Source organism: Pseudomonas sp. GL_135 (genome assembly GCF_057834665.1).
The window spans coordinates 2,051,229-2,074,397 of record NZ_CM174408.1; the positions used below are offsets into that span (position 1 = coordinate 2,051,229).

The window sequence follows — 23,169 nt, forward strand, 5'->3', positions numbered from 1 at the left end:
CGCCATCACGCCCCGTACAATGTCTTTCGGGGATGGCGTCTGACGAGATCTCTAACCAAGGACGTCGGTTTAAAAGATTTTCCTCCTCCGGGCTTTTTTCGCAGCGCGCGCGGTCAACACATCACGCATCAACTCGAACACGCAAAAGGAAGGGATATGACAGCGCGCAGGGCATTACTGATTCTTCACGGCAAGCAGGCGCTCAATGAGGATGTCCGCGAGGCAGTGGAGCGCAAGCGCAAACACGGCTGGGAACTGGACGTTCGCGTGACCTGGGAAGCAGGCGATGCCCAGCGCCTGGTGCGTGAGGGTCTGGAGGCCGGTCATCGGCAGATCATCGCCGGCGGTGGCGATGGCACCCTGCGCGATATTGCCGAGGCGTTGGCGCTGTCTGAAGTCAACGCCAGCCTGGTGATCATGCCGCTGGGGACGGCCAACGATTTTGCCCGTTCCGCAGGGGTGCCGCTGGAACCCGACCAGGCCCTTGACCTGCTGGACGTACCGGCGCGCGCCGTCGATATGGGGGCGGTGGGCGGCCAGATGTTCCTCAACATGGCCACCGGCGGCTTTGGCAGTCAGGTCACGGCCAATACTTCTGAAGACTTGAAGAAGATCCTCGGCGGTGCGGCGTATCTGTTCACCGGTCTCACACGCTTCAGCGAGTTGAAAGCCGCGTACGGCGAATTCAACGGCCCGGATTTTCACTGGAAGGGCGAGATGCTGGCGCTGGGCATCGGCAACGGCCGTCAAGCTGGCGGGGGGCATCCGCTGTGCCCCGAAGCCCTGGCCGACGACGGTCTGCTGGACATCAGCATCTTGCCAGCGCCCCAGGAAGTGGTGAGCACCCTGAGGAGTCTGCTCGAAGGCGGGCTTGGGCTGGACAACATGTTCGTCCGCGCGCGGTTGCCGTGGGTCGAACTCAAATCGGCCCAGGGGCTGACCATCAACCTTGACGGCGAACCCCTGAGCGGGGAGGCCACCCGTTTCGAAGCCCGAGCAGGGGCGCTGCGCGTGCACTTGCCATCGCATTCGCCGTTGCTGGGGCAGACGCGGCACATCGCCTGATCCCCGCAAGCATTGCCCGGAGCACACTGAACTGAGCTCCGCTCGGCACATCAAGTCAGGGGCACGTCGCACTGCTCAGGGTTGACGTGCCAGCTCGGCGGGATGCCCCGGTTTTCTTTCCGGGCGCCGAGCCCGCACTGGCCAGCGAAGGCGTTCAGTAGGTCGCGCTCTTCGCTGTCGTCCAGCGTCAGCGAACCACTGCGCGGATCGATGAGTTCCAGTTGCCATGACATCAACACGAAGCAGCGTTTAAGAGCGGGCAGTGCCTTGGGCGGCAATTGTCGGGCGGCGGTGGCGGAGTCAAGAAGGTCATGCAGTTGCCGGGCGAACCCGCAAACAGTTGCAATGCCGTGGGCGTCGGCCTCACGGGCGAGATGTTGCAATGTGGAGAGCAGGCATTCCATCGCGTCACGATCATCACTGATCAATTCCAGATGACTGAGGCATTCGTCGGCGCGGCACATCAGTGTCTGGCTGTTGCTGAGAAACGCTGCGTGCAACTGCTGCCATTCGTGGCCATTCAGCATGTGCAATCTCCACCTTCTCTCAATGAGATGTCGGGTCGCGTGGGGGCGAGTCGCCCAAAGTTAATGTTGAGCGCACTTGAAAGTCTGTAGGCCGTTTCTGATTGTTGCGAATGGGGGGCAGAGGACGCTGATCGGCGGAACGGGTGAAACGTCTATCTGCGCCGTTATCCCGATTAAGGTCTGCCACGGCGCTGCCGATACAGGGTAGGCGGACTTACTTGAACCCTGCTCCAGGAGCAACAGATGGCTGGCATTCTCGACACAGTAGACCAACGTACACAGCTGGTAGGTGAGAACCGCCTGGAAATCCTCATGTTCCGCCTGGCCGGCCGACAGTTGTTCGCGATCAACGTATTCAAGGTTCAGGAAGTCCTGCAGCTGCCCAAGCTGACGCTGATGCCCCAGCGTCATCCGTTCGTCTGCGGCGTGGTCAACCTGCGCGGCCAGACCCTGCCGGTGATTGACCTGTCCCAGGCCATCGGCATGCGTCCGCTGGTGCCGGGGCCTTCGAGCACGATCATCGTCACCGAATACAACCGCTCGGTTCAGGCGTTCCTGGTGGGCGGCGTCGACCGCATTGTCAACATGAACTGGGAGGCGATCCTTCCGCCGCCGACCAGCGCCGGGCGGCAGCACTACCTGACCGCCATCAGCAAGGTCGATGACCAGCTGGTGGAGATCATCGACGTGGAGAAAGTCCTCGCCGAGATCGTGCCGTACAGCGCCAAGGTCTCCCGCGACAAGCTGGACGATCCGGTCCTCGCCCGGGCCATCGGCCGCGAAGTGTTGCTGGTGGACGATTCCAACGTGGCGCTTTCGCAGTTGCGCGACACCCTGGGTCAGCTCGGCGTGAAAATGCACGTCGCCCGTGACGGGCTGAAAGCCCTGAACATGCTCAAGGGCTGGGCGGATACCGGCGAAGTAATGACCGACAAGCTGCTGATGGTCTTTACCGACGCCGAAATGCCGGAAATGGACGGCTACCGCCTGACCACGGAAATCCGTAACGACCCTCGTCTGCGCGGTCTATACGTCGTGCTGCACACTTCGTTGTCCGGCAGCTTTAACGAGTCCATGGTCAAGAAGGTCGGCTGCGACAACTTCCTCTCCAAATTCCAGCCGGACAAGCTGGTCGACGTGGTCCGCGAGCGGCTCATGCTCGACAACTGATCCGGTTCTGTTTCAAGCCCCTTGCTGTATGGAGGGGCTTTTTTGCATCTGTACCGCTTGGTTTCCTGGCGTCTCGTATAGAGTGGTGGCTTTCCGCTCTGGCATAAGGACGCGTACATGTTTCACCTCAGCGCACTGTATCGGTACCCCCTCAAATCCTGCATGGCCGAGTCATTGCAGCAGGCCCGTTTCGATGAGTTGGGCATGAGTGGCGATCGTCGCTGGATGCTGGTGGATGAAGCCAACGGGCGCTTTTACAGCCAGCGTGCGCTGCCGCAGATGTCGCAGCTGTCGGTGCTGTGGAAGGGCGATGGCGTAACACTGTCGGCGCCGGGTCTGGGCAGTCTGGATGTGCCGGTGCCGAGCGATGAAGAGGCCAATCTGCGCGGCATCACGATCTGGCGCGACACGTTTCGGGTGCCGGACGCGGGCGAGGAGGCGGCGCGGTGGGTCAGCGCCCTGGTGGGCAAGCCGACGCGGCTGGTGCATGTGCCGAAAGAGCGCGCTCGCTGGTTGCCCTCCGGCTATGGGGCGAGTGAAGACAGGGTCGGGTTTGCTGACGGTTTTCCGCTGTTGTTGATCGGTCAGTCGTCCCTGGATGATTTGTCGAGCAAGGTCGGGCGCCCCCTGGAGATGCTGCGGTTTCGCCCGAACCTGGTGGTGACCGGCGCCGACGCGTTTGCGGAGGATGGCTGGAAGCGGATTCGGATTGGCGGGGTTGAGTTGCGGGTGTTGAAGCCCTGCTCGCGCTGCATTATGACGACAATCGACCCGGCAACCGGTGAGCGCAGCGCGGATCGCGAACCGATGACGACGCTCAAGACCTATCGCGAGCGGGAAGGGGATATCTGGTTTGGCCAGAACCTGGTGAGCGATGGGCCGGGGGTTGTCGAGGTGGGGATGGAAGTCGAAGTGCTCGAGTGATTAAGCGTCTGCTGGAATGTCTTCCCGGCTAAAGCCGGTCCCACTGACTGTATGCGATTCGCATAGTGGGACCGGCTTCAGCCGGGAATAGGCCAGTGATGACACCGCAAAATCGACGGCGCTCACTCCGGCGTCTTCCCGGCTAAAGCCGGTCCTACGACCGCGCAGCCTCACAAATCATCAAAAAACCGTTCATGCCAGTCCACCAGCGGCTGCGGTGAATTCAACTTCTGGCCGTAGATCACGGCATACGACAGCACGTTCTGCACGTACTGGCGGGTCTCGTCGAACGGAATGCTCTCGACCCAGACGTCGAAGGCCAGATGGTTGGCGCCCCTCAACCACTGACGCACACGTCCCGGACCTGCGTTGTACGCCGCCGAAGCCAGTACCCGGTTGCCGTTGAACTGCGCATGGACCTGACTCAGATAAGCGGCGCCGAGCTGAATGTTCTTGTCCGGATCGAGCACCTGGGCCGGCGAGGCCAGGGGAATGCTGAATTTGCGCGCGGTCTCTTTGGCGGTCGCAGGCATCAGTTGCATCAGACCTGCGGCACCGACGCCAGAGCGGGCGTCATCCATGAACGCGCTTTCCTGACGGGTGATCGCAAACACCCAGCTTGAATGCAGCCCGCGAACCTGCGCTTCACGCACCAGGGTGTCGCGGTGGGCCATCGGGAAGCGGATGTCGAGATCGTCCCAGTACTGCGCCTGACTGATGGTGCGAATGGCCGGGAAGTACCAGTGCATGTCGTACGCCAGTTTGGCCTGGGCAACCATTTCGTCCCGGCTGAAGCGACGGGTGACGTGGTACCACTCGCGGCGGCCGTCGACGATCTGCCCGCGATCATAGAACTCCAGCGCGCGGCGCACGCCCGGTGTGTTGTGCACCTTGGTCATGAGCGCCTGGCTCATCACCAGCGGCTTGTTGTTGAGCATGTACGGCGTCTGGGTGCGGTCGGCGGCAAGGAAGCCGTAGAAATCACGCTCCTTCGCGACCGCCTTGTACAGCCCCGGAAGCAACGGGCTGTTGGGCTGAGCAAGCTCGAGAGAGCGGGCCTGCCAGTAACGCCAGCGGTTCGTGGTCGCGAGGTCTTGCGGCAAGCGACGGGTCAGCTCGTACGCATCGCTCCAGCGACCGAGCCGCAGCAACAGGCGCAGGCGCCATTCGGTGACGGTGTTGTCGCGCAGGTCCGGGTCGTACTTGGTCATGACCTCAAGGGCCCGACCGTCGTAGCTGCGAGCCAGGGTCAGGCCGATTTCCTTGGCGATCTGCACCTGTTCTTCGTGTGAGAAATGCAGCACCGGCGCGTAGCTGTCGATCAGTTCCATGGCCCGCTGCGGGTCCTGCTTGGCCAGGCGACGCAGCCCCAGCCCGACCACATCGGACATCGCCTCGTCGGCCGGCATGAACTGGCCCTGGTTGTTGACCATTTCGGGCTTTTGCGCGACAGCGATCAGCAAACGGCCCTGGGGCGCGAGGGTGGTCATGCTGTTGACCAGTTGATTGGCCAGCGCGTAGTTGCGCACCTGCGCGGCGAGCTTGGCGCGCTGCCAGCGTTTCTGCTCGGTCAACTGACCTTCGACCGCCCATTGAGTAAAGAACGTATCGCAGGCCGCCGGCAGCGTTTTGCCGGTCATCCAGGTCTTCTCGGCGTTGGCATAGCCTTCCGAGCGCTGGTTGTGGCTGAGCTGGTACGAGCCATACAAACAGTCGAGCTCGACGAAATTCAGCTTGGGGTCGTAGTACTTGACGAAGGGCTGCCAGTCACCGCGCGAGGCGAGCAATCGTAGCCAGCGCAGCTTCATGTAGTTGGCTTGCGGCAGGTCGCCATGCTCGGCGAAGAATTTCTCGACTTCCTCATCACTCGCGCTGTTCAGGCGTGCGGTGAGTTCGTCGTAGGCCAGGTAGGGCTCGAGGGGGTAATCCGCCAACGCGGCGGCATAGGTGCGATAAGGGCCGCTGTCGCCCTTGGCCAACGCCCGTTTGGCCTCATCGTAATACTGACGCTGGGTGGTGAGATCGACCGCTTGGACGGATTGGGCAGCGGTGGCCGACAGAAGCAGGCAGGACAAAAGGCTGAAGAAACGACTGCGCATGAGACTTCCGTGCAGATGCATCGTGAAAAGTGCGGCTAGCTTAGCCTGTTGCCCGCGCGGGTTGAAGCGCTGCCTTGCCCGTCGTGATAGATGGAAACATACCCCGGCCTACAATCGGCCGGCCACCGGGTCCGGACGACGTCCTGTCATCGATTAGCCGCCCCTCTGCCGGGTTATCTCAGGTAGAATGCGCGCCCGGTTTTTGGAGAAGCTCATGACCCTGCTCAAATTCAGCGATGTGTCCCTTGCGTTCGGCGCCATGCCGTTGTTGGACAAGGTGTCCTGGCAGATCGCCCGTGGTGAGCGGGTCTGCATCATCGGCCGCAACGGCACTGGCAAATCCAGCATGTTGAAGCTCGTCAAGGGCATCCAGATGCCCGATGACGGCAATGTCTGGCGTGCGCCGGGCCTGAAGATTGGCGAGCTGCCCCAGGAGTTGCCGGTCGCTGACGGCCGTACCGTATTCGACGTCGTTGCCGAAGGCCTGGATGGCGTGGGCGAGCTGCTCGCTCAGTATCACCACCTCAGCCAGAACATCGTCACCGCCGAAGACCTCGACAAGCTGATGCACGTGCAGTCGGACCTCGAAGCCCGTGACGGCTGGCGCCTGCAGCAGCTGGTGGACAGCACCCTCAGCCGTCTGCAACTGCCGGCCGACAAGACCCTCGCCGAACTGTCCGGCGGCTGGCGTCGTCGTGTGTTGCTGGCCCAGGCCCTGGTGTCCGAGCCTGATCTGCTGATGCTCGACGAACCGACCAACCACCTGGACATCGGCGCAATCGCCTGGCTTGAAGAAGCATTGAAGGAATTCCAGGGCGCGGTGTTGTTCATCACCCACGACCGTTCCTTCCTGCAGAACCTCGCGACCCGCATTCTTGAACTCGACCGTGGCGGCCTGATCGACTGGGACGGCGACTACGCCAGCTTCCTGGTGCACAAGGAGGCCATGCTCGCGGCGGAAGAAACCGCCAACGCGCTGTTCGACAAGCGTCTGGCCCAGGAAGAAGTGTGGATCCGTCAGGGCATTAAGGCCCGTCGTACCCGTAACGAAGGCCGCGTACGCGCCCTGAAGGCATTGCGCGTTGAGCGCAGTGACCGTCGCGAACGCACCGGCAAAGCCAACATTCAGCTCGACACCGCAGACAAATCCGGCAAGCAGGTGATGGTGCTCGACAACGTCAGCTTCGCTCACCCGGGCGGCCCGATGCTGATCAAGGACTTCTCCATGGTCCTGCAGCGTGAAGACCGCATCGGTCTGCTCGGCGCAAACGGTACTGGCAAGACCACGCTGCTCAAGCTGATGCTCGACAACCTTCAGCCCACCAGCGGCAAGGTGGAAGTCGGCACCCGTCTGGACGTCGCCTACTTCGACCAGCTGCGTCACCAGCTCGATCTGGAAAAGACCGTGATCGACAACGTGGCCGAAGGGCGCGACTTCATCGACATCGACGGCCAGAGCCGCCATGTCCTCAGTTACCTGGGCGATTTCCTGTTCAGCCCGCAGCGGGCGCGGACGCCGGTCAAGGCGTTGTCGGGCGGTGAGCGTGCGCGCTTGCTGCTCGCCAAACTGTTCAGCAAACCGGCCAACCTGCTGGTCCTCGACGAACCGACCAACGATCTGGACGTCGAGACCCTTGAGCTCCTTGAAGAAGTGCTGCTGACCTTCAAGGGCACCGTGCTGATGGTCAGCCACGACCGGGCATTTCTCGATAACGTCGTCACCAGTACCCTGGTGTTCGAAGGCGAGGGCAAGGTCCGCGAATTCGTCGGTGGCTATCAGGACTGGATTCGCCAGGGCGGCTCGCCGCGTCTGCTGGGCGTCACCGACAGCAAGTCCGGCAAGTCCGAACTGGCCACCGCCGTAGTTCAGGCGGCACCCGTCGCAGCGGCAGAAATGCCGGTCGCGAAAAAGAAGCTCAGTTATAAGCTGCAACGCGAGCTGGAAGCGCTGCCCGCGCAGATCGACGCTGTTGAAGCGCAAATGGCTGCGCTCAGTGCCGAGATGGCCGAGGCTGGTTTCTATCAGCGTCCAGCGGAGCAAACGACAGCTGTCATGGCGCAGCTGGAAAGCCTGCAAGGCGAACTGGACGGCTTGCTTGAGCGTTGGGCTGAGCTGGACGAGTGATCGGTAACCTGTAGCCATAAAAAAGCCCGGCCCTTTTTCAAGGGCCGGGCTTTTGTTTGCGGGCCTGGATCAGTCGACGCGCTTGACCAGTCGTACGGCCAGCACGTCGCAGGGTGCGCCGTGCAGAACGTCATTGGCGGTCGAGCCGAGCAGCAAAGAGAGACCGTGACGGCCGTGGCTACCGACCACGATCAGGTCGACGTGGTGTTCCTTCGCCAGGTTGTGGATTTCCTGACGCGGCTGGCCGTAGGTCAGATGGCTGTCGCCGGTTTTTACGTCAGGGTATTTCAGTTTCAGCTTTTCCAGTTTTTCCTTGGCCTGATCGAACTGCTGTTGCTGCAGCTGCGACAGGTCCATCGGAACATCGCCACCGAACGCCATGGCCATGGGTTCGACGATGTGCACCAGCGAAAGCTTGGAGTGCCCGGCCAACGCCAGCGCCATGGCTTTTTTGATAACCGGATCGCACTCTTCAGTGAGGTCCACGGCTACCAGGATATGTTCATAGGACATGGGGTGTTCCTTCTGAGGTTTGCGATGGTTTTGATTATGGCTCTTTTCACGCGCCTCTGGCACGCCGATGTGGTCCACCCGCCGCTTGCTGCCGCGGGGGGCGTACAAATATGACGGTGTGGATCATCCTGTCAATCATTGCGGTGGTTTTAAGTCCGCTGGTCTGGCTGCGCCCGTCGCGCTCGCAGAGCGGCAGGATGGCCATGCGCATGCAGGCGCGACGTATGGGGCTGGCCATGCAGCTGATTCCTCAGGAGTGGCCGCACTGGCTGCCGACCGAGCCACCGAGTCCGTGCCCGCAGTACCACCGGCCGCGTACTGCGCGGGAGCCTGACGTCTGGGTGTATTGGCAGAGGGAGCCGGGCGTGTGGGTCAACCAGTGGCGCGAGCCGTGTGAAGATCTGCGCCTGCTCGAGCAGTTCACGGCGCTGCCGGCGGACGTCTACAAGGTGGAAGCGGGCAAGCAGCTGATTGCCCTGTACTGGGCCGAGCGTGGCGAGCCCGACGTATTGCAGCACATTGCAGCGGTGCTGAAGGCCTTGGCGTAACCCGCCCCGATGCCCGAATGACGGGCATTAAAAAGCCCGATAACAACATCGGGCCGGGGTTGGCCAGGCAGGCCGTAATTCAGGTGCGGTGCGGTGCAATGCCGCTCGCCGGGTCACATACTACTTGTTGGCCACCGGTTATATGACCCGTCTTGATGCGCAGTGCGCTGAATGTAGACCTTAATGGTGCATTTGTCTGCTGCGCCGATGTTTATTTCATTCTTCATGTTGACGGCGTTTCCTGCCGCCTTCGTCGACTACCGACTGTTTGCTGCTCCTGTGATCATTGGTTTGAATGGCCCCGTATCAGGCGCGCGTTTAACCTGTGATTTGCCGGTTTTGCCCGCTGTCTGCTCAATTGACAATTGCCGGAATATGGCAGAAGGTAGCCGCACCCAAATCAAACGGGCGTATGAATTGAGCGTTTGCCGCAGGAACGCTCTTACAGACGCTCGAATCGCGTCGCCGGGGTGACTGGCGTCTGGTGTTTCGCCTCGACGGCAACGTCGTGCACAGCGCCGGATCTCAGCGTCTGACGCGTAATGTTCAGCTTCCATATCGTGGAGATCAGTTGATGATTTACGAAGGTAAAGCCATCACGGTTAAGGCTCTTGAAAGTGGCATCGTCGAATTGCAGTTCGACCTCAAGGGTGAGTCCGTCAACAAGTTCAACCGTCTCACCCTCAACGACCTCAGTCAGGCCATCGATGCCATCAAGGCCGACAGCTCGATCAAGGGCGTCATTGTCACCAGCGCCAAGGACGTGTTCATCGTCGGCGCGGACATCACCGAATTCGTCGATAACTTCAAGCTGCCGGACGCTGAACTCGTCGCCGGCAACCTCGAAGCCAACAAAATCTTCAGCGCCTTCGAAGACCTCAACGTACCGACCCTCGCCGCCATTAACGGCATCGCGCTGGGCGGTGGTCTGGAAATGTGCCTGGCCGCTGACTTCCGCGTCATGTCCGCCACCGCCAAGGTCGGCCTGCCGGAAGTCAAACTCGGCATCTACCCGGGCTTCGGCGGCACCGTCCGCCTGCCACGCCTGATCGGTGTCGATAACGCCGTTGAGTGGATCGCGTCCGGCAAAGACAACAGCGCTGAAGACGCACTGAAAGTGGGCGCCGTCGATGCAGTGGTCGCTCCGGGCAAGCTGCAGGAAGCCGCACTGGACCTGATCAAGCGCGCCATCTCCGGCGAGTTCGATTTCAAGGCCAAGCGTCAGCCGAAGCTGGACAAGCTCAAGCTCAACGCCATCGAGCAAATGATGGCCTTCGAAACCGCCAAGGGTTTCGTGGCAGGTCAGGCCGGCCCGAACTACCCGGCACCTGTTGAAGCCATCAAGACCATTCAGAAAGCCGCCAATTTCGGTCGCGACAAAGCCCTTGAAGTGGAAGCCGCCGGTTTCGTGAAGATGGCCAAGACCTCGGCCGCCGCGAGCCTGATCGGCCTGTTCCTGAACGATCAGGAGCTGAAGAAGAAAGCCAAGGTCTACGACGAAGTCGCCAAAGACGTGAAGCAGGCCGCTGTATTGGGCGCCGGCATCATGGGCGGCGGCATCGCCTATCAGTCGGCTGTCAAAGGCACGCCGATCCTGATGAAAGACATCCGCGAGGAAGCCATCGCGCTGGGCCTGGGCGAAGCATCGAAGCTGTTGGGCAAGCGCGTCGAAAAAGGCCGTCTGACCTCCGCGAAGATGGCCGAAGCGCTTAACGCGATTCGTCCTACGCTGTCCTACGGCGATTTCGGCACCGTCGACCTCGTTGTCGAAGCCGTGGTCGAGAACCCGAAGGTGAAGCAAGCCGTGCTGGCCGAAGTGGAAGGGCAGGTGGGTGAAAACACCATTCTCGCTTCGAACACCTCAACGATTTCCATCAGCTTGCTGGCCAAGGCCCTCAAGCGTCCGGAGAACTTCGTCGGCATGCACTTCTTCAATCCGGTGCACATGATGCCGCTGGTTGAAGTCATCCGTGGCGAGAAGTCCAGCGAAGTCGCCGTGGCGACCACCGTGGCCTACGCCAAGAAGATGGGCAAGAACCCGATCGTGGTCAACGACTGCCCGGGCTTCCTGGTCAACCGCATCCTGTTCCCGTACTTCGGCGGTTTCGCCAAGCTGGTCAGCGCCGGTGTCGACTTCGTGCGCATCGACAAGGTCATGGAAAAATTCGGCTGGCCAATGGGCCCGGCGTACCTGATGGACGTGGTCGGCATCGACACCGGCCACCACGGTCGCGACGTCATGGCTGAAGGCTTCCCGGACCGCATGAAGGACGATCGTCGCACTGCCGTCGACGCCTTGTACGACGCCAATCGCCTCGGCCAGAAGAACGGCAAGGGCTTCTACGTTTACGAGACGGACAAGCAGGGCAAGCCGAAAAAAGTGGTCGACGCTTCCGTGCTGGAAGTGCTCAAGCCGGTGATTTACGAGCAGCGTGAAGTCAGCGACGAAGACATCATCAACTGGATGATGATCCCGCTCTGCCTCGAGACCGTTCGTTGCCTGGAAGACGGCATCGTCGACACGGCCGCGGAAGCCGACATGGGCCTGATCTACGGCATCGGCTTCCCTCCGTTCCGCGGTGGCGCGCTGCGCTACATCGACTCGATCGGTGTCGCTGAATTCGTGGCCCTGGCTGACCAATACGCTGATCTGGGCGCTCTGTACCACCCCACTGCGAAGCTGCGTGAAATGGCCAAGACCGGCCAACGCTTCTTCGGCTAAGTGCCCAACGAACAGGTGAAGATATGAGCTTGAATCCGAGAGACGTCGTGATTGTCGACTTCGGTCGCACACCGATGGGCCGCTCCAAGGGTGGCATGCACCGCAATACCCGCGCCGAAGACATGTCGGCGCACCTGATCAGCAAATTGCTGGAACGCAACAACAAGGTCGACCCGGCGGAAGTCGAGGACGTGATCTGGGGCTGCGTCAACCAGACCCTCGAGCAGGGCTGGAACATCGCCCGCATGGCGTCGCTGATGACCCAGATTCCGCACACCTCTGCGGCGCAGACGGTCAGCCGCCTCTGTGGCTCGTCCATGAGTGCGTTGCACACGGCGGCGCAGGCGATCATGAGCAACAACGGTGACGTCTTCGTCATCGGCGGTGTCGAGCACATGGGCCACGTTGGCATGATGCACGGTGTCGACCCGAACCCGCACATGTCGCTGTACGCAGCGAAAGCCTCCGGAATGATGGGCCTGACCGCCGAAATGCTGGGCAAGATGCACGGCATCACCCGTGAGGCCCAGGATGCGTTCGGTGTTCGCTCCCACAGGCTCGCTCAGAAGGCCACGCTGGAAGGGAAGTTCAAGGACGAAATCATCCCGATGCAGGGCTACGACGAGAACGGTTTCCTGAAGATGTTCGACTTCGACGAGACCATTCGTCCGGAGACGACGCTGGAAAGCCTGGCTGCCCTCAAGCCTGCGTTCAACCCGAAAGGCGGTACGGTCACCGCCGGCACCTCGTCGCAGATCACCGACGGTGCGTCGTGCATGATCGTCATGTCCGGCCAGCGCGCCATGGACCTCGGCATCCAGCCCCTGGCGGTGATCCGCTCCATGGCCGTGGCCGGTGTCGACCCTGCAATCATGGGTTACGGACCGGTTCCGGCGACCCAGAAAGCGCTTAAGCGTGCAGGGCTGAGCATCGCTGATATCGACTACTTCGAGCTCAACGAAGCTTTCGCAGCACAGGCCCTGCCGGTGCTGAAAGATTTGAAAGTGCTCGACAAGATGGACGAGAAGGTTAACCTGCACGGCGGCGCCATCGCCTTGGGTCACCCGTTCGGTTGCTCGGGGGCGCGGATTTCCGGCACCTTGCTCAACGTGATGAAGCAGAATGGCGGCACCCTGGGTGTTGCCACCATGTGCATCGGTCTGGGTCAGGGCATCACCACCGTATTCGAACGCGTCTAAACGGTGTCAGTGTGCGAGCCGGGGCCTGGTGCCCCGGCTTTTGTTTTTTACGGAAATGTATTTTCGCCACTTTTTTTTCTGTCACACCCGAGGTCCCCCGCATGCCGCTACAGCCAGGTCTCTACCGTCACTACAAAGGGCCCGAATACCGTGTTATCGGTGTCGCGCGGCATTCGGAGACCGAAGAAGAAGTGGTGTGCTATCAAGCGCTGTACGGCGAATTCGGCCTGTGGGTGCGCCCTTTGAGCATGTTTCTGCAGTCAGTTGAGGTTGACGGCGAGCAAGTGCCGCGCTTTGCTTTGGTTCAGGCAGAACCGGATCTTTTTCCCCGGCCCTGAGGCGGCACGTTGCAGCAGCATTGCTTGACCTCACCTTTCAGCCACTATATATAGCGGGGCCTCGACGGCTCTGACGTCTTTTTTCTCGCATTAGGAATTTTCCGATCCATGGGCAAATCGCTGGTCATTGTGGAATCCCCGGCTAAGGCCAAGACCATCAACAAGTACCTGGGCAACCAGTACGTGGTGAAGTCGAGTATCGGCCATATCCGAGACCTGCCCACCAGCGGTTCGGCTAGCGCCTCCAAAGAGCCTGCTGCCAAGCGCGGCAAGGCCGTGGCCGAAGCGCCCGTGCTGTCGCCCAAGGAAAAGGCCAAGCGCCAGCTCGTGGCGCGCATGGGTGTCGATCCGGAGCACGGCTGGAAAGCCAAGTACGAAATCCTTCCCGGCAAAGAGAAGGTGATCGACGAGTTGCGCCGCCTGGCCAAAGACGCCGACACCATCTATCTCGCGACGGACTTGGACCGCGAAGGGGAAGCCATCGCCTGGCACCTGCGCGAAGCCATTGGTGGCGACGATGCGCGCTACAAGCGCGTGGTCTTCAACGAGATCACCAAGAAAGCGATCCAGGAAGCCTTCTCCAAACCGGGCGAGCTTGACATCGACCGCGTGAATGCCCAGCAGGCACGCCGTTTCCTCGACCGCGTCGTCGGCTACATGGTGTCGCCGCTGCTGTGGCAGAAGATCGCCCGCGGTCTGTCGGCCGGCCGTGTGCAGTCCGTGGCCGTGAAGCTGGTGGTGGAGCGCGAGCGTGAAATCCGTGCGTTCAACCCGGAAGAGTACTGGGAGATCCACGCGGACCTCGGCACCGCCAAGGGCGCCAACGTTCGCTTTGAAGTTGCCCGCGAAAAAGGCGAAGCCTTCAAACCGCTGAACGAAGCGACTGCCATGGCGGCACTGGAGAAGCTCAAGGCCTCGGCCTACAGCATCAGCAAGCGTGAAGACAAACCGACCAGCAGCAAGCCGTCGGCACCCTTCATCACGTCCACGCTGCAGCAGGCGGCGAGCAACCGCCTGGGCTACGGCGTGAAGAAAACCATGATGATGGCCCAGCGTCTGTACGAAGCCGGTTACATCACCTACATGCGTACGGACTCGACCAATTTGTCGGCGGACGCAGTGGCCATGGCCCGCACCTACATCGAAACCGAGTTCGGCAAGAAGTACCTGCCGGAATCGCCGATCGTCTACAGCAGCAAGGAAGGCGCGCAAGAGGCTCACGAAGCGATTCGCCCCTCCGACGTCAACACGCACCCGAGCAAGCTGACCGGCATGGAGCGTGATGCCGAGCGTCTGTACGAACTGATCTGGCGCCAGTTTGTGGCCTGCCAGATGCCGCCTGCGCAATACCTGTCGACCACTGTCAGCGTCGCGGCTGGCGATTTCGAGCTGCGCGCCAAGGGCCGCATCCTCAAGTTCGATGGCTACACCCGCGTGCTGCCGCAAATGAGCAAACCGGGCGATGACGACGTCCTGCCGGACATGGCTCAAGGCGACAAGCTAAAGCTGCTCAAGCTTGATCCGAGTCAGCACTTCACCAAGCCGCCCGCGCGTTATTCGGAAGCGAGCCTGGTCAAGGAAATGGAAAAACGCGGCATCGGTCGTCCATCGACTTATGCGGCGATCATTTCGACGATTCAGGACCGTGGTTACGTGGCCCTGCACAACCGTCGTTTCTATTCGGAAAAGATGGGCGATATCGTCACCGAGCGTTTGTCCGAAAGCTTCTCGAACCTGATGGACTACGGCTTCACCGCCGGCATGGAAGAGAACCTCGACGACGTGGCCCACGGGCAGCGCGACTGGAAGAACGTCCTCGACGAGTTCTACGGTGACTTCAAGAAGAAACTCGAAGTGGCCGAAGCACCCGACAGCGGTATGCGCGCCAATCAGCCGGTGATGACTGACATCCCGTGCAAGGTCTGCGGGCGCCCGATGCAGATTCGTACGGCGTCCACCGGCGTGTTCCTCGGCTGCTCGGGCTACAGCCTGCCGCCGAAAGAGCGCTGCAAGGCCACCGTCAACCTCACGCCGGGCGACGAAATCGCCGATGACGATGAGGGCGAGTCCGAATCCCGCGTACTGCGTGGCAAGCACCGTTGCCCGATCTGCAGCACCGCGATGGACGCCTACCTGCTGGATGAGAAGCATAAGCTGCATATCTGCGGCAACAACCCGGATTGCTCGGGTTACGAGATCGAAGAGGGCACCTACCGCATCAAGGGCTATGAAGGCCCGAGCGTCGAGTGCGACAAGTGCGGCGGCGAGATGCAGCTCAAGACCGGCCGTTTCGGCAAGTTCTTCGGCTGCACCAACTGCAAAAACACCCGTAAATTGCTGAAGAGCGGTGAAGCGGCACCGCCGAAGATGGACCCGGTGAAAATGCCGGAGCTCAAATGCGAGAAGGTCGACGACACCTACATCCTGCGTGATGGTGCTTCGGGGCTGTTCCTGGCGGCCAGCCAGTTCCCGAAAAACCGCGAGACCCGTGCGCCCCTGGTCATGGAGATCGCGCCGCACAAGGACGAGATCGATCCGAAGTATCACTTCCTCTGTGAAGCGCCGAAAAAGGACCCCGACGGTCGTCCAGCGGTGATCCGCTACAGCCGCAAGTCCAAGGAGCAGTACGTGCAGACCGAAGTGGACGGCAAGCCCACCGGCTGGCGTGCGTTCTACGACGGCGGCAAGTGGAAGGTCGAGGACAAGCGTTGATCGTTTGATCTCGATCCGACTGGTCAGCCTCGACGCTTTGCGTTAAAAGAATCCCTCGGCGTGCATGTGCGCTCCGAGGGATTTTTTTGTCTGCGGCTAACAGCTGCGGGCAGGCTGGCGATTCACTCATCTCTACAGAGGCCACCGTTATGGCTCACGAACTCTATACCCGCACCAACCAGAAGCTCTTCTTCGCAGGCTTGGCACTGGAAGCGATGGCCAAGGCCAGGGACAGCCGCGCGATGAACGCCCAGGGGCTTGAGCAGGCGGAGCGTGAGTCGGCGATCTTTCATCTCTACGGCGCATTGCTCGGGCTGTGCCACGAGATTGCCGGTTACTACCGGCTGCCACAGGCGAGCACCCCGCGTGCCGAGGACCTGCTGTCGCCGAAAGTATTGGAAGCTATCGCTATTCCGGAAATGGGCGAACTGGTCGAGCTGGCCCAGCACCGCGAAACCTGGTTGGCGCAGCTGCTGGCGTCCTACCACGCGTTGTTCATGCCGCCGCGTGCGCCGCGCAAACCCAAGGGTGACGTTACCCAGCCATTGATCATCGCGGTGGGGGCGGACGAAGAGCCTGAGCAGGCATTGACGCGTGAAGAGATGGAAGCCTGGCGCCAGCAGCTCAAAGGCCTGGCAATTCGGTTCAGGGAAGGGCTGAGCGAGTGCTGATGCAGAGTGATCGATGGGCTAGGGACTGAGTCCTCTGGCTGTTACAATGCCGGCCTTTCGTGGAGAACTGCACTGATGCCAACTTCGTTTCTGGAAATTGTTGAACTGCCTGACGGCCGCATCGAATTGCGCCGCGCCGAAGACGAAGGTTCACTCGTCACGCTGAACTTCTCCGAAGACGCCAAGGCGTTCCTGCAGGGTCAGCACGTTGAAGTCGCCAAGGCGATGCTCAGCGTCGGTGTGCAGATGGCAGGCCGTCTGGCCGAAGGTGAATTGACCAAGGATGAAGAAGGGCCGCGCGTGCTGCATTGATTTTCGGGATCTGCAGCTCGCCCACAGGCCGTCCCGCTTCTCGATTCGCAAGAAGCGCCTTTACGCACTAAATACCCTGAATAGTTTTGCGAACGTGCTCAGCCCAGACGAATGTTGAGGCTCTGCGCATCGCCGATGCGTGCTGCGCTTGCCAGTTGCTGGCGCGCACTGCCTGACAGGCAATTGATCCAGCTGACCACCGTATGGCTCCGGCCCAGGCGCAAGACCTCACGGGTGAGTTCCAGGGCACTCTGAGTCCCGCGCGGGTGCATCAGAATAATACGTTCCCGATTCAGACCCGCGTCACGCAGCCATGCCTGGGTCACACTGCCGGGGGGTGCTATCAGCGTCAGCCAGCGATCGTTGGTGTCCTGGCTCAACTCGCGCAGGATCGGCGCCAGCAGGTTGAGGCAGTTCCCGGCAGCGCCGCGCAATGACAATTCACTAAAGGCTTCTGGTTCGTTGCTCCAGGGCGACTCTGCAATCTCTGCCAGCGTCGGGACCTGCAACAGCGGAACGTCGAGCATGGGCACGCCGGGCGCCATAAATGCTTCGAACAGTGGCAGCTGTGCATGTTGTTGCGGTGTCTGTGGGAACTGCATTTACGTTCTCCTTATCGACGAATCACGCCGACGCTCAAGCCTTCAATGACAAGATCCTGATCTTTGAGATTCACTTCGATCGGTGCGAAGTCGGCGTTCTCGGCCAGCAACCAGACCTTGTTACCCTCACGCTTGAAGCGTTTAACCGTCACTTCGTCACCGATGCGCGCCACAACGATCTGGCCGTTGCGTGCTTCGCGGGTGGTGTGAACGGCCAGCAGGTCGCCGTCGAGAATCCCGACGTCCTTCATGCTCATCCCGTGCACCCGCAGCAGGTAATCTGCACTCGGATGAAAGAAGGCCGGGTTGATGGCGAGGGATTCTTCGATGTGCTGCTGGGCCAGGATCGGCGCGCCGGCTGCAACGCGGCCGATGATTGGCAGACCGCTGTCATCGGGTTTGGCTTCGAAGCCCGGAATACGAATCCCGCGGGAGGCACCCGGGGTCATTTCGATGGCGCCCTTGCGGGCAAGTGCTTTCAAGTGTTCTTCGGCGGCGTTGGGCGACTTGAACCCCAACTCCTGAGCGATTTCAGCGCGGGTGGGCGGGTAGCCGTTGTCTTCGAGGCAGCGCTTGATGAAGTCCAGAATCTCGGCTTGGCGTGACGTCAGTTTGATCATGTGCATCGCTCTGGCTTTTTATACAGTGACTGGGATTATATACAGTGCTTGGGTCTTGGCAATGGGCCTTTTTGCCGCGCCTGTATTGCGCCCCATCCATGGATGGCTACAGGCCCCGGTTTATATGGTTAAATGCCCGTGACTGCCGGGGCACAAAGCAGGGTCCTCAGGGTTGACAGTGCCGTGTATGAAACGTATGTTTCAAACACTTGTTTGTCAGGCGTTTAACCATGGCTCAGTCGGAAACAGTTGAACGAATCCTCGATGCAGCCGAGCAGCTGTTTGCCGAGAAGGGTTTTGCCGAAACCTCGTTGCGGCTGATCACCAGCAAGGCGTCAGTCAATCTGGCCGCGGTGAATTACCACTTCGGTTCCAAGAAGGCCCTCATTCAGGCGGTGTTCTCCCGCTTCCTCGGGCCGTTCTGCGTCAGTCTCGACCGTGAGCTGGAGCGCCGCCAGGCCAAGCCTGAACACAAGCCGACCCTTGAAGAGCTTCTTGAAATCCTGGTTGAGCAGGCGCTGGTGGTTCAGCCGCGCAGCAACAATGACCTGTCCATCTTCATGCGCCTGCTGGGCCTTGCATTCAGCCAGAGCCAGGGCCACTTGCGGCGTTATCTCGAAGACATGTACGGCAAGGTGTTCCGTCGTTACATGCTGCTGGTCAACGAAGCGGCGCCGCGCATTCCTCCCATCGAGTTGTTCTGGCGGGTCCATTTCATGTTGGGCGCTGCCGCGTTCAGCATGTCCGGTATCAAGGCCCTGCGCGCCATTGCCGAGACCGATTTCGGAGTCAATACGTCCATCGAGCAGGTCATGCGCCTGATGGTGCCATTCCTGGCGGCCGGCATGCGCGCCGAGACGGGTGTCACCGATAACGCCATGCTCACCGCGCAACTCAGGCCCCGGACCAAAACCTCTACACCGGTGCCTGCCAAGGTCTGAGGCGCGTCACCGGCTGGCGGTGTCGTAATTTGCATCACATCCTTCGATCCCTCACCATGCCGGCTTGAGCATTGGTTGTTGAAGGATCTTCCTATGAGTTCTGGCCTGCAAGGCTCCCTGATGGTGGACGTCGCCGGTACCTGGCTGACCTCCGAAGACCGTCAGTTTCTGCGTCAGCCCGAAGTGGGCGGCCTGATCATTTTCGCGCGCAATATAGAGAGCCCACGGCAAGTGCGTGAGCTCTGTGCCTCCATTCGCGCCATTCGTCCCGAGTTGTTATTGGCTGTCGACCAGGAGGGCGGCCGCGTGCAGCGCCTGCGCCAGGGTTTTGTCCGGTTGCCGCCGATGCGCGCCATTGCCGGTCATCCCAATGCCGAAAACCTCGCCGAACATTGTGGCTGGCTGATGGCAACCGAAGTGCTGGCAGTGGGGCTGGACCTCAGTTTTGCGCCGGTGCTGGATTTGGACTATCAGCGCAGTGCGGTCGTTGGCACCCGGTCGTTTGAAGGCGACCCTGAGCGGGCGGCGTTACTGGCCGGCGCTTTTATTCGGGGCATGAATGCGGCGGGCATGGCCGCTACGGGCAAGCATTTCCCGGGGCATGGTTGGGCCGAAGCTGACTCCCATGTGGCTATCCCCAACGACGAGCGCAGTCTGGAAACGATCCGCGCCAATGATCTGGTGCCTTTTCAGCGCTTGAGCAAACACCTGGCAGCGGTCATGCCTGCCCATGTCATCTATCCCCAGGTCGATTCACAGCCGGCGGGCTTTTCCCGGCGCTGGCTGCAGGACATCCTGCGCGGCGAGCTGGGGTTCGATGGCGTGATCTTCAGCGATGACCTGTCGATGGCCGGCGCCCATGTGGTGGGTGACGCCGCCAGCCGCATCGAGGCGGCGCTTACCGCCGGTTGTGACATGGGCCTGGTGTGCAACGACCGCGCTGCGGCTGAGCTGGCGTTGAGTGCCGCTCAGCGCTTGAAGGTCTCGCCTCCTGCGGCGCGACTTCACAGAATGCGCGGGCAGGGCATGGCGTCCACCGAATACCGGCAGCACCCCCGCTGGCTGGCGGCGCTGACCGCGCTGCGCGCTGCTCAACTGATCGATTAAGGATTCCCCATGACTGTTTACGCGATTATCGGCGGCACTGGCTTGACCCAGCTCGACGGGCTGACGATCCGTCAATCCCTGGCGGTGAATACGCCTTACGGCGCGCCGTCCGGCGATATCCATGTGGGCGAGTACGCCGGCCGCGAGGTGATGTTTCTGGCCCGTCACGGTCACCCGCATCGTTTTCCGCCACACAAGGTCAACTACCGCGCCAACATCTGGGCGCTGAAGCAGGCCGGGGCCGAAGCGATTCTGGCGGTCAATGCCGTAGGCGGAATTCACCCTGACATGGGCACCGGCCATTTCTGCGTGCCCCATGATCTCGTGGATTACACCAGCGGTCGCGATCACACGTTCTTTGCCGATGACCTGGAGCACGTGACCCACATCGATTTCAGCTTCCCTTACAGCGCGCCGTTAAGGGCCCGGCTGATCGCGGCGCTGGCTGCCGAGGGCTGCGCCCACAGCGATTTCGGCGTGTACGCCTGCACTCAGGGCCCGCGTCTGGAAACCGTGGCGGAGATCGCGCGACTGGAGCGTGATGGTTGCGACATCGTCGGCATGACCGGCATGCCGGAAGCGGCCCTGGCCCGTGAGCTTGAACTGGAATATGCCTGTCTGGCGCTGGTCGTCAACCCGGCTGCCGGCAAGTCGGCGGCAGTGATCACGATGGCCGAAATCGAGCAGGCTTTGCACGACGGAATCGGCAAGGTCAAGGCAACACTGGCAAGGGTGCTAAGCGCCGCTTGATGGAGGAACATGTCGGTCTGGCAGGGGCTTTTCTTGAGCGCTGGCTAGGCCGGGGAGGGCAGCGAAGTCAACGCCATTTCGTTGAAAAAGTTGTCCACGGAAAGCGTGAATATCTCTGTGGATAAGTTTCTGTAAGCCTGTAGTTGCAAGGCTTTAGCTGCAATGGTTGTTTAATGATCAGGTTTGCCAATGGCGCCGATGCAGCAGGTTAATCGTCAGAATTCTCTTCGAATCGGGCCGAAACGGTGGGAAGTAAAGCGAGGGGGGCGATCAGGCGGCGGGTGCCCGGCAGCGCATCAGGAATGACGCGCTGCCAGAGCAAGTTTCCGTAGGGAAAAGTCAGATATCACATCACGAAAAGGAGCCCTGATCGGCTGATCAGGATTCAGCCCATTCAACATCGGTCAAACCCAGTTGCTCAGCTTTTGGCTTGGTAACCTTCGGAACGCGATCCGAGCGGTATTTTGGAATCTGACCAAACCCGGCATCCACAGAGGCCCAATGCCAGGCAGATGCGTTGTCCATGGCTTCAGCGCTGATGTAGAAGCTTTTGTAGCTGCCGTGCAGCAGATAATCGATTCTGAAATGCTTGTACTGTGCCACGCTTGCAAACCTCCCTATCAGTCACTCTCTTTGTAACTGAGTCGTCACCGCCGGGAAAATTCACTCGGAATTCTCGTTCTAAGCCAAATGGTTAGCTTTAGTACAGAACGATGAGGGAATCCTCGATCACCCTTACAAATGAGTGGCAAACCCCGGTTTTGAGCGGTTGCAGCGACACTCTGGCTGCATGAAGCACAGAGCGATGCGGCAGTGACGACCCTTCACGTCGTCCTGCCGCCCCGTTTTCACACCCAAATGGTTACTTGTTCAGGAATTTGAACACAGTGGTCTGGGTGTAGGCCTTACCCGGTTCCAGGCGAGTCGAAGGGAAGGCGGGCTGGTTCGGCGAATCCGGGTAGTGCTGGGTTTCCAGCGTGAATGCGCCCCAGTGCGGATAGATCTTGCCGCCCTTGCCTTTGACGGTGCCGTCGAGGAAGTTGCCCGTGTACAACTGGACGCCGGGCTCGGTGGTAAACAGCTGCAAACGACGACCCGACTTCGGATCGACCACGTCCGCTGCCAGATTCGACAGCTTGCCTTTGGTGTCGAGCACCCAGTTGTGGTCGTAGCCGCCCTGGGTCGCTTCGGCGAACTTGAGCTGCTCGTTGTCTTCACGGATGCGCTTGCCGAAGGCGACAGGTTTGAGGAAGTCAAACGGTGTGCCGACCACTGACGGCAGCTCACCGGTCGGGATCAGCGTCTCGTTGACCGGCGTGTAATGCGCGGCATGCACCACCGCCACCTGATCCAGAATGTCGCCGTTACCCGCGCCCGCCAGGTTGAAGTAACTGTGGTTGGTGAGGTTGAGGACGGTCGGTTTGTCCGTCGTCGCGTGGTACTGAATGCGCAACTCGTTCTTGTCGTTCAGGCTATAGGTGACTTCGGTTTTCAGCGTACCGGGGAAACCCATCTCGCCATCGATCGAGACGTACGTCAGCTTGACCCCGACCGAACCTTTGTCCTTGACCTCTTCGGCCTTCCAGATCTGCTTGTCGAAGCCTTTCGGGCCGCCATGCAGGGAGTTGGTCTTGTCATTCAGCGGCACCTGATAGCTTTTGCCATCCAGAGAGAACTTGCCGCCCGCCAGGCGATTCCCAAAGCGGCCAATGGTGGCGCCGAAAAATGCGGTCCCTTTGACGTAGCCGTCCACGTCATCGAAGCCCAGAACCACGTCTTCAGCCTTGCCGTGCTTGTCCGGCACCAGCAGCGACTGCAACGTGCCGCCGTAAGTGATGACGGTGGCTTGCATGCCCTTACTGTTGCGCAAGGTGTATTTCTCGACCGGGGTGCCGTCGGCGAGTTTGCCGAAGGCGCCGTGTTCAGTGGACAGTCCGGCGGCGTGCACCTGTAGGGCGGCGGCCATCAGCGACAGCCCTAGGGCAGGGATAAACGTCTTTCTCATTGCATCGGTCCTTTTGTTTTTATAGGCGTGTTGCAGTGGGTAATCAGGGGGTGTTGCCCGAAGGCACCAGTCTTGCTGCTCGATGCGCTACCGCCAAGCAGTACGTCAATGGCTTGGGATTCTGCCATTGGTCATACTATTTAGGCTTTCGCGCCCCGGTATTTCGAGTTATAGATCAAAAGCACTCGCTTTAAAAATAAATTGTAATACTATTTGGCG

The 23,169-nt window shown here is 60.6% G+C and carries 21 protein-coding genes; 14 read left to right on the forward strand and 7 right to left on the reverse strand.

What is annotated here, in order from left to right:
* Nucleotides 1–156: 156 nt before the first annotated feature.
* On the forward strand, nt 157–1,065 hold the full coding sequence (gene yegS / locus AC3ISG_RS09285) for a lipid kinase YegS (protein ID WP_489299072.1): 909 nt from the start codon (nt 157–159) through the stop codon (nt 1,063–1,065).
* A gap of 50 nt (nt 1,066–1,115) precedes the next feature.
* Here yegS and AC3ISG_RS09290 read toward each other — a convergent pair whose 3' ends face one another.
* On the reverse strand, nt 1,116–1,592 hold the full coding sequence (locus AC3ISG_RS09290; protein WP_489299073.1) for a hypothetical protein: 477 nt from the start codon (nt 1,590–1,592) through the stop codon (nt 1,116–1,118).
* 243 nt (nt 1,593–1,835) lie between these two features.
* Here AC3ISG_RS09290 and AC3ISG_RS09295 point away from each other — a divergent pair, with 243 nt between their 5' ends.
* Entirely contained in the window at nt 1,836–2,762 is a 927-nt protein-coding gene (locus tag AC3ISG_RS09295) for a chemotaxis protein CheV (protein ID WP_122534492.1), read from the forward strand.
* A gap of 117 nt (nt 2,763–2,879) precedes the next feature.
* Complete coding sequence (locus AC3ISG_RS09300; RefSeq protein ID WP_489299074.1) at nt 2,880–3,686, forward strand: MOSC domain-containing protein; 807 nt, start codon at nt 2,880–2,882, stop codon at nt 3,684–3,686.
* Nucleotides 3,687–3,856: 170 nt separating this feature from the next.
* Here the strand turns inward: AC3ISG_RS09300 and AC3ISG_RS09305 are convergent, their stop codons facing one another.
* Nucleotides 3,857–5,785, reverse strand: a complete 1,929-nt coding sequence (locus AC3ISG_RS09305) for a transglycosylase SLT domain-containing protein (protein ID WP_489299075.1) — start codon at nt 5,783–5,785, stop codon at nt 3,857–3,859.
* 214 nt (nt 5,786–5,999) lie between these two features.
* Here AC3ISG_RS09305 and AC3ISG_RS09310 point away from each other — a divergent pair, with 214 nt between their 5' ends.
* Nucleotides 6,000–7,910 (forward strand): ATP-binding cassette domain-containing protein, encoded by a 1,911-nt coding sequence (locus AC3ISG_RS09310; RefSeq protein WP_122534495.1) that lies wholly within the window; start codon nt 6,000–6,002, stop codon nt 7,908–7,910.
* A gap of 69 nt (nt 7,911–7,979) precedes the next feature.
* On the opposite strand, the gene AC3ISG_RS09315 is transcribed toward AC3ISG_RS09310, so the two are convergent.
* Entirely contained in the window at nt 7,980–8,423 is a 444-nt protein-coding gene (locus tag AC3ISG_RS09315; RefSeq protein WP_122534788.1) for a universal stress protein, read from the reverse strand.
* Between the two features lie 110 nt (nt 8,424–8,533).
* Here AC3ISG_RS09315 and AC3ISG_RS09320 point away from each other — a divergent pair, with 110 nt between their 5' ends.
* The 7 genes from AC3ISG_RS09320 (at nt 8,534) to AC3ISG_RS09350 (ending at nt 16,925) form a co-directional block, all read left to right on the forward strand.
* Nucleotides 8,534–8,971, forward strand: a complete 438-nt coding sequence (locus AC3ISG_RS09320) for a hypothetical protein (RefSeq protein WP_489299076.1) — start codon at nt 8,534–8,536, stop codon at nt 8,969–8,971.
* A 574-nt stretch (nt 8,972–9,545) separates the two neighbouring features.
* Nucleotides 9,546–11,693 (forward strand): fatty acid oxidation complex subunit alpha FadB, encoded by a 2,148-nt coding sequence (gene fadB, locus AC3ISG_RS09325; protein WP_122534497.1) that lies wholly within the window; start codon nt 9,546–9,548, stop codon nt 11,691–11,693.
* Between the two features lie 23 nt (nt 11,694–11,716).
* Complete coding sequence (gene fadA, locus AC3ISG_RS09330) at nt 11,717–12,892, forward strand: acetyl-CoA C-acyltransferase FadA (RefSeq protein ID WP_122534498.1); 1,176 nt, start codon at nt 11,717–11,719, stop codon at nt 12,890–12,892.
* 101 nt (nt 12,893–12,993) lie between these two features.
* A complete protein-coding gene (locus tag AC3ISG_RS09335) occupies nt 12,994–13,230 on the forward strand; it encodes a DUF1653 domain-containing protein (protein WP_122534789.1) in 237 nt (78 codons plus the stop codon).
* Nucleotides 13,231–13,338: 108 nt separating this feature from the next.
* Complete coding sequence (topA, locus tag AC3ISG_RS09340) at nt 13,339–15,942, forward strand: type I DNA topoisomerase (RefSeq protein WP_489299077.1); 2,604 nt, start codon at nt 13,339–13,341, stop codon at nt 15,940–15,942.
* A gap of 149 nt (nt 15,943–16,091) precedes the next feature.
* Nucleotides 16,092–16,613, forward strand: a complete 522-nt coding sequence (locus AC3ISG_RS09345) for a DUF6586 family protein (protein WP_122534500.1) — start codon at nt 16,092–16,094, stop codon at nt 16,611–16,613.
* Between the two features lie 75 nt (nt 16,614–16,688).
* Nucleotides 16,689–16,925, forward strand: coding sequence for a hypothetical protein (locus tag AC3ISG_RS09350; RefSeq protein ID WP_037011193.1), 237 nt, complete (start codon nt 16,689–16,691; stop codon nt 16,923–16,925).
* A gap of 98 nt (nt 16,926–17,023) precedes the next feature.
* Here the strand turns inward: AC3ISG_RS09350 and sulA are convergent, their stop codons facing one another.
* The gene (sulA, locus tag AC3ISG_RS09355) at nt 17,024–17,527 is read right to left on the reverse strand and encodes an SOS-induced cell division inhibitor SulA (protein WP_489299078.1); all 504 of its coding nucleotides are present in this window, start codon (nt 17,525–17,527) and stop codon (nt 17,024–17,026) included.
* 11 nt (nt 17,528–17,538) lie between these two features.
* A complete protein-coding gene (gene lexA, locus AC3ISG_RS09360) occupies nt 17,539–18,147 on the reverse strand; it encodes a transcriptional repressor LexA (RefSeq protein WP_065988571.1) in 609 nt (202 codons plus the stop codon).
* Nucleotides 18,148–18,377: 230 nt separating this feature from the next.
* Between lexA and AC3ISG_RS09365 the strand changes: the two genes are divergently transcribed.
* The 3 genes from AC3ISG_RS09365 (at nt 18,378) to AC3ISG_RS09375 (ending at nt 20,945) form a co-directional block, all read left to right on the forward strand.
* Nucleotides 18,378–19,088: a TetR/AcrR family transcriptional regulator gene (locus AC3ISG_RS09365; protein ID WP_122625375.1), complete on the forward strand. Its 711-nt coding sequence runs from the start codon at nt 18,378–18,380 to the stop codon at nt 19,086–19,088.
* 105 nt (nt 19,089–19,193) lie between these two features.
* Nucleotides 19,194–20,195: a beta-N-acetylhexosaminidase gene (gene nagZ / locus AC3ISG_RS09370; protein WP_205902576.1), complete on the forward strand. Its 1,002-nt coding sequence runs from the start codon at nt 19,194–19,196 to the stop codon at nt 20,193–20,195.
* A gap of 9 nt (nt 20,196–20,204) precedes the next feature.
* Nucleotides 20,205–20,945 (forward strand): S-methyl-5'-thioinosine phosphorylase, encoded by a 741-nt coding sequence (locus AC3ISG_RS09375; protein WP_122534504.1) that lies wholly within the window; start codon nt 20,205–20,207, stop codon nt 20,943–20,945.
* Between the two features lie 378 nt (nt 20,946–21,323).
* On the opposite strand, the gene AC3ISG_RS09380 is transcribed toward AC3ISG_RS09375, so the two are convergent.
* Both AC3ISG_RS09380 and AC3ISG_RS09385 read right to left on the reverse strand, forming a co-directional pair.
* On the reverse strand, nt 21,324–21,548 hold the full coding sequence (locus AC3ISG_RS09380) for a DUF6555 family protein (protein ID WP_037011182.1): 225 nt from the start codon (nt 21,546–21,548) through the stop codon (nt 21,324–21,326).
* Nucleotides 21,549–21,807: 259 nt separating this feature from the next.
* On the reverse strand, nt 21,808–22,950 hold the full coding sequence (locus AC3ISG_RS09385) for an aldose epimerase family protein (protein WP_489299079.1): 1,143 nt from the start codon (nt 22,948–22,950) through the stop codon (nt 21,808–21,810).
* Nucleotides 22,951–23,169: the final 219 nt, after the last annotated feature.

Bases quoted from the DNA above. Each gene is read 5' to 3' on its own strand.
- AC3ISG_RS09315 (WP_122534788.1), bottom strand. From the start codon at position 8,423: ATGTCCTATGAACATATCCTGGTAGCCGTGGACCTCACTGAAGAGTGC.
- AC3ISG_RS09365 (WP_122625375.1), top strand. From the start codon at position 18,378: ATGGCTCAGTCGGAAACAGTTGAACGAATCCTCGATGCAGCCGAGCAG.
- AC3ISG_RS09300 (WP_489299074.1), top strand. From the start codon at position 2,880: ATGTTTCACCTCAGCGCACTGTATCGGTACCCCCTCAAATCCTGCATG.
- sulA (WP_489299078.1), bottom strand. From the start codon at position 17,527: ATGCAGTTCCCACAGACACCGCAACAACATGCACAGCTGCCACTGTTC.
- fadB (WP_122534497.1), top strand. From the start codon at position 9,546: ATGATTTACGAAGGTAAAGCCATCACGGTTAAGGCTCTTGAAAGTGGC.
- AC3ISG_RS09310 (WP_122534495.1), top strand. From the start codon at position 6,000: ATGACCCTGCTCAAATTCAGCGATGTGTCCCTTGCGTTCGGCGCCATG.
- AC3ISG_RS09290 (WP_489299073.1), bottom strand. From the start codon at position 1,592: ATGCTGAATGGCCACGAATGGCAGCAGTTGCACGCAGCGTTTCTCAGC.
- AC3ISG_RS09350 (WP_037011193.1), top strand. From the start codon at position 16,689: ATGCCAACTTCGTTTCTGGAAATTGTTGAACTGCCTGACGGCCGCATC.
- AC3ISG_RS09385 (WP_489299079.1), bottom strand. From the start codon at position 22,950: ATGAGAAAGACGTTTATCCCTGCCCTAGGGCTGTCGCTGATGGCCGCC.
- AC3ISG_RS09335 (WP_122534789.1), top strand. From the start codon at position 12,994: ATGCCGCTACAGCCAGGTCTCTACCGTCACTACAAAGGGCCCGAATAC.
- fadA (WP_122534498.1), top strand. From the start codon at position 11,717: ATGAGCTTGAATCCGAGAGACGTCGTGATTGTCGACTTCGGTCGCACA.
- yegS (WP_489299072.1), top strand. From the start codon at position 157: ATGACAGCGCGCAGGGCATTACTGATTCTTCACGGCAAGCAGGCGCTC.
- AC3ISG_RS09320 (WP_489299076.1), top strand. From the start codon at position 8,534: ATGACGGTGTGGATCATCCTGTCAATCATTGCGGTGGTTTTAAGTCCG.
- AC3ISG_RS09375 (WP_122534504.1), top strand. From the start codon at position 20,205: ATGACTGTTTACGCGATTATCGGCGGCACTGGCTTGACCCAGCTCGAC.
- AC3ISG_RS09345 (WP_122534500.1), top strand. From the start codon at position 16,092: ATGGCTCACGAACTCTATACCCGCACCAACCAGAAGCTCTTCTTCGCA.
- AC3ISG_RS09305 (WP_489299075.1), bottom strand. From the start codon at position 5,785: ATGCGCAGTCGTTTCTTCAGCCTTTTGTCCTGCCTGCTTCTGTCGGCC.
- topA (WP_489299077.1), top strand. From the start codon at position 13,339: ATGGGCAAATCGCTGGTCATTGTGGAATCCCCGGCTAAGGCCAAGACC.
- lexA (WP_065988571.1), bottom strand. From the start codon at position 18,147: ATGATCAAACTGACGTCACGCCAAGCCGAGATTCTGGACTTCATCAAG.
- AC3ISG_RS09295 (WP_122534492.1), top strand. From the start codon at position 1,836: ATGGCTGGCATTCTCGACACAGTAGACCAACGTACACAGCTGGTAGGT.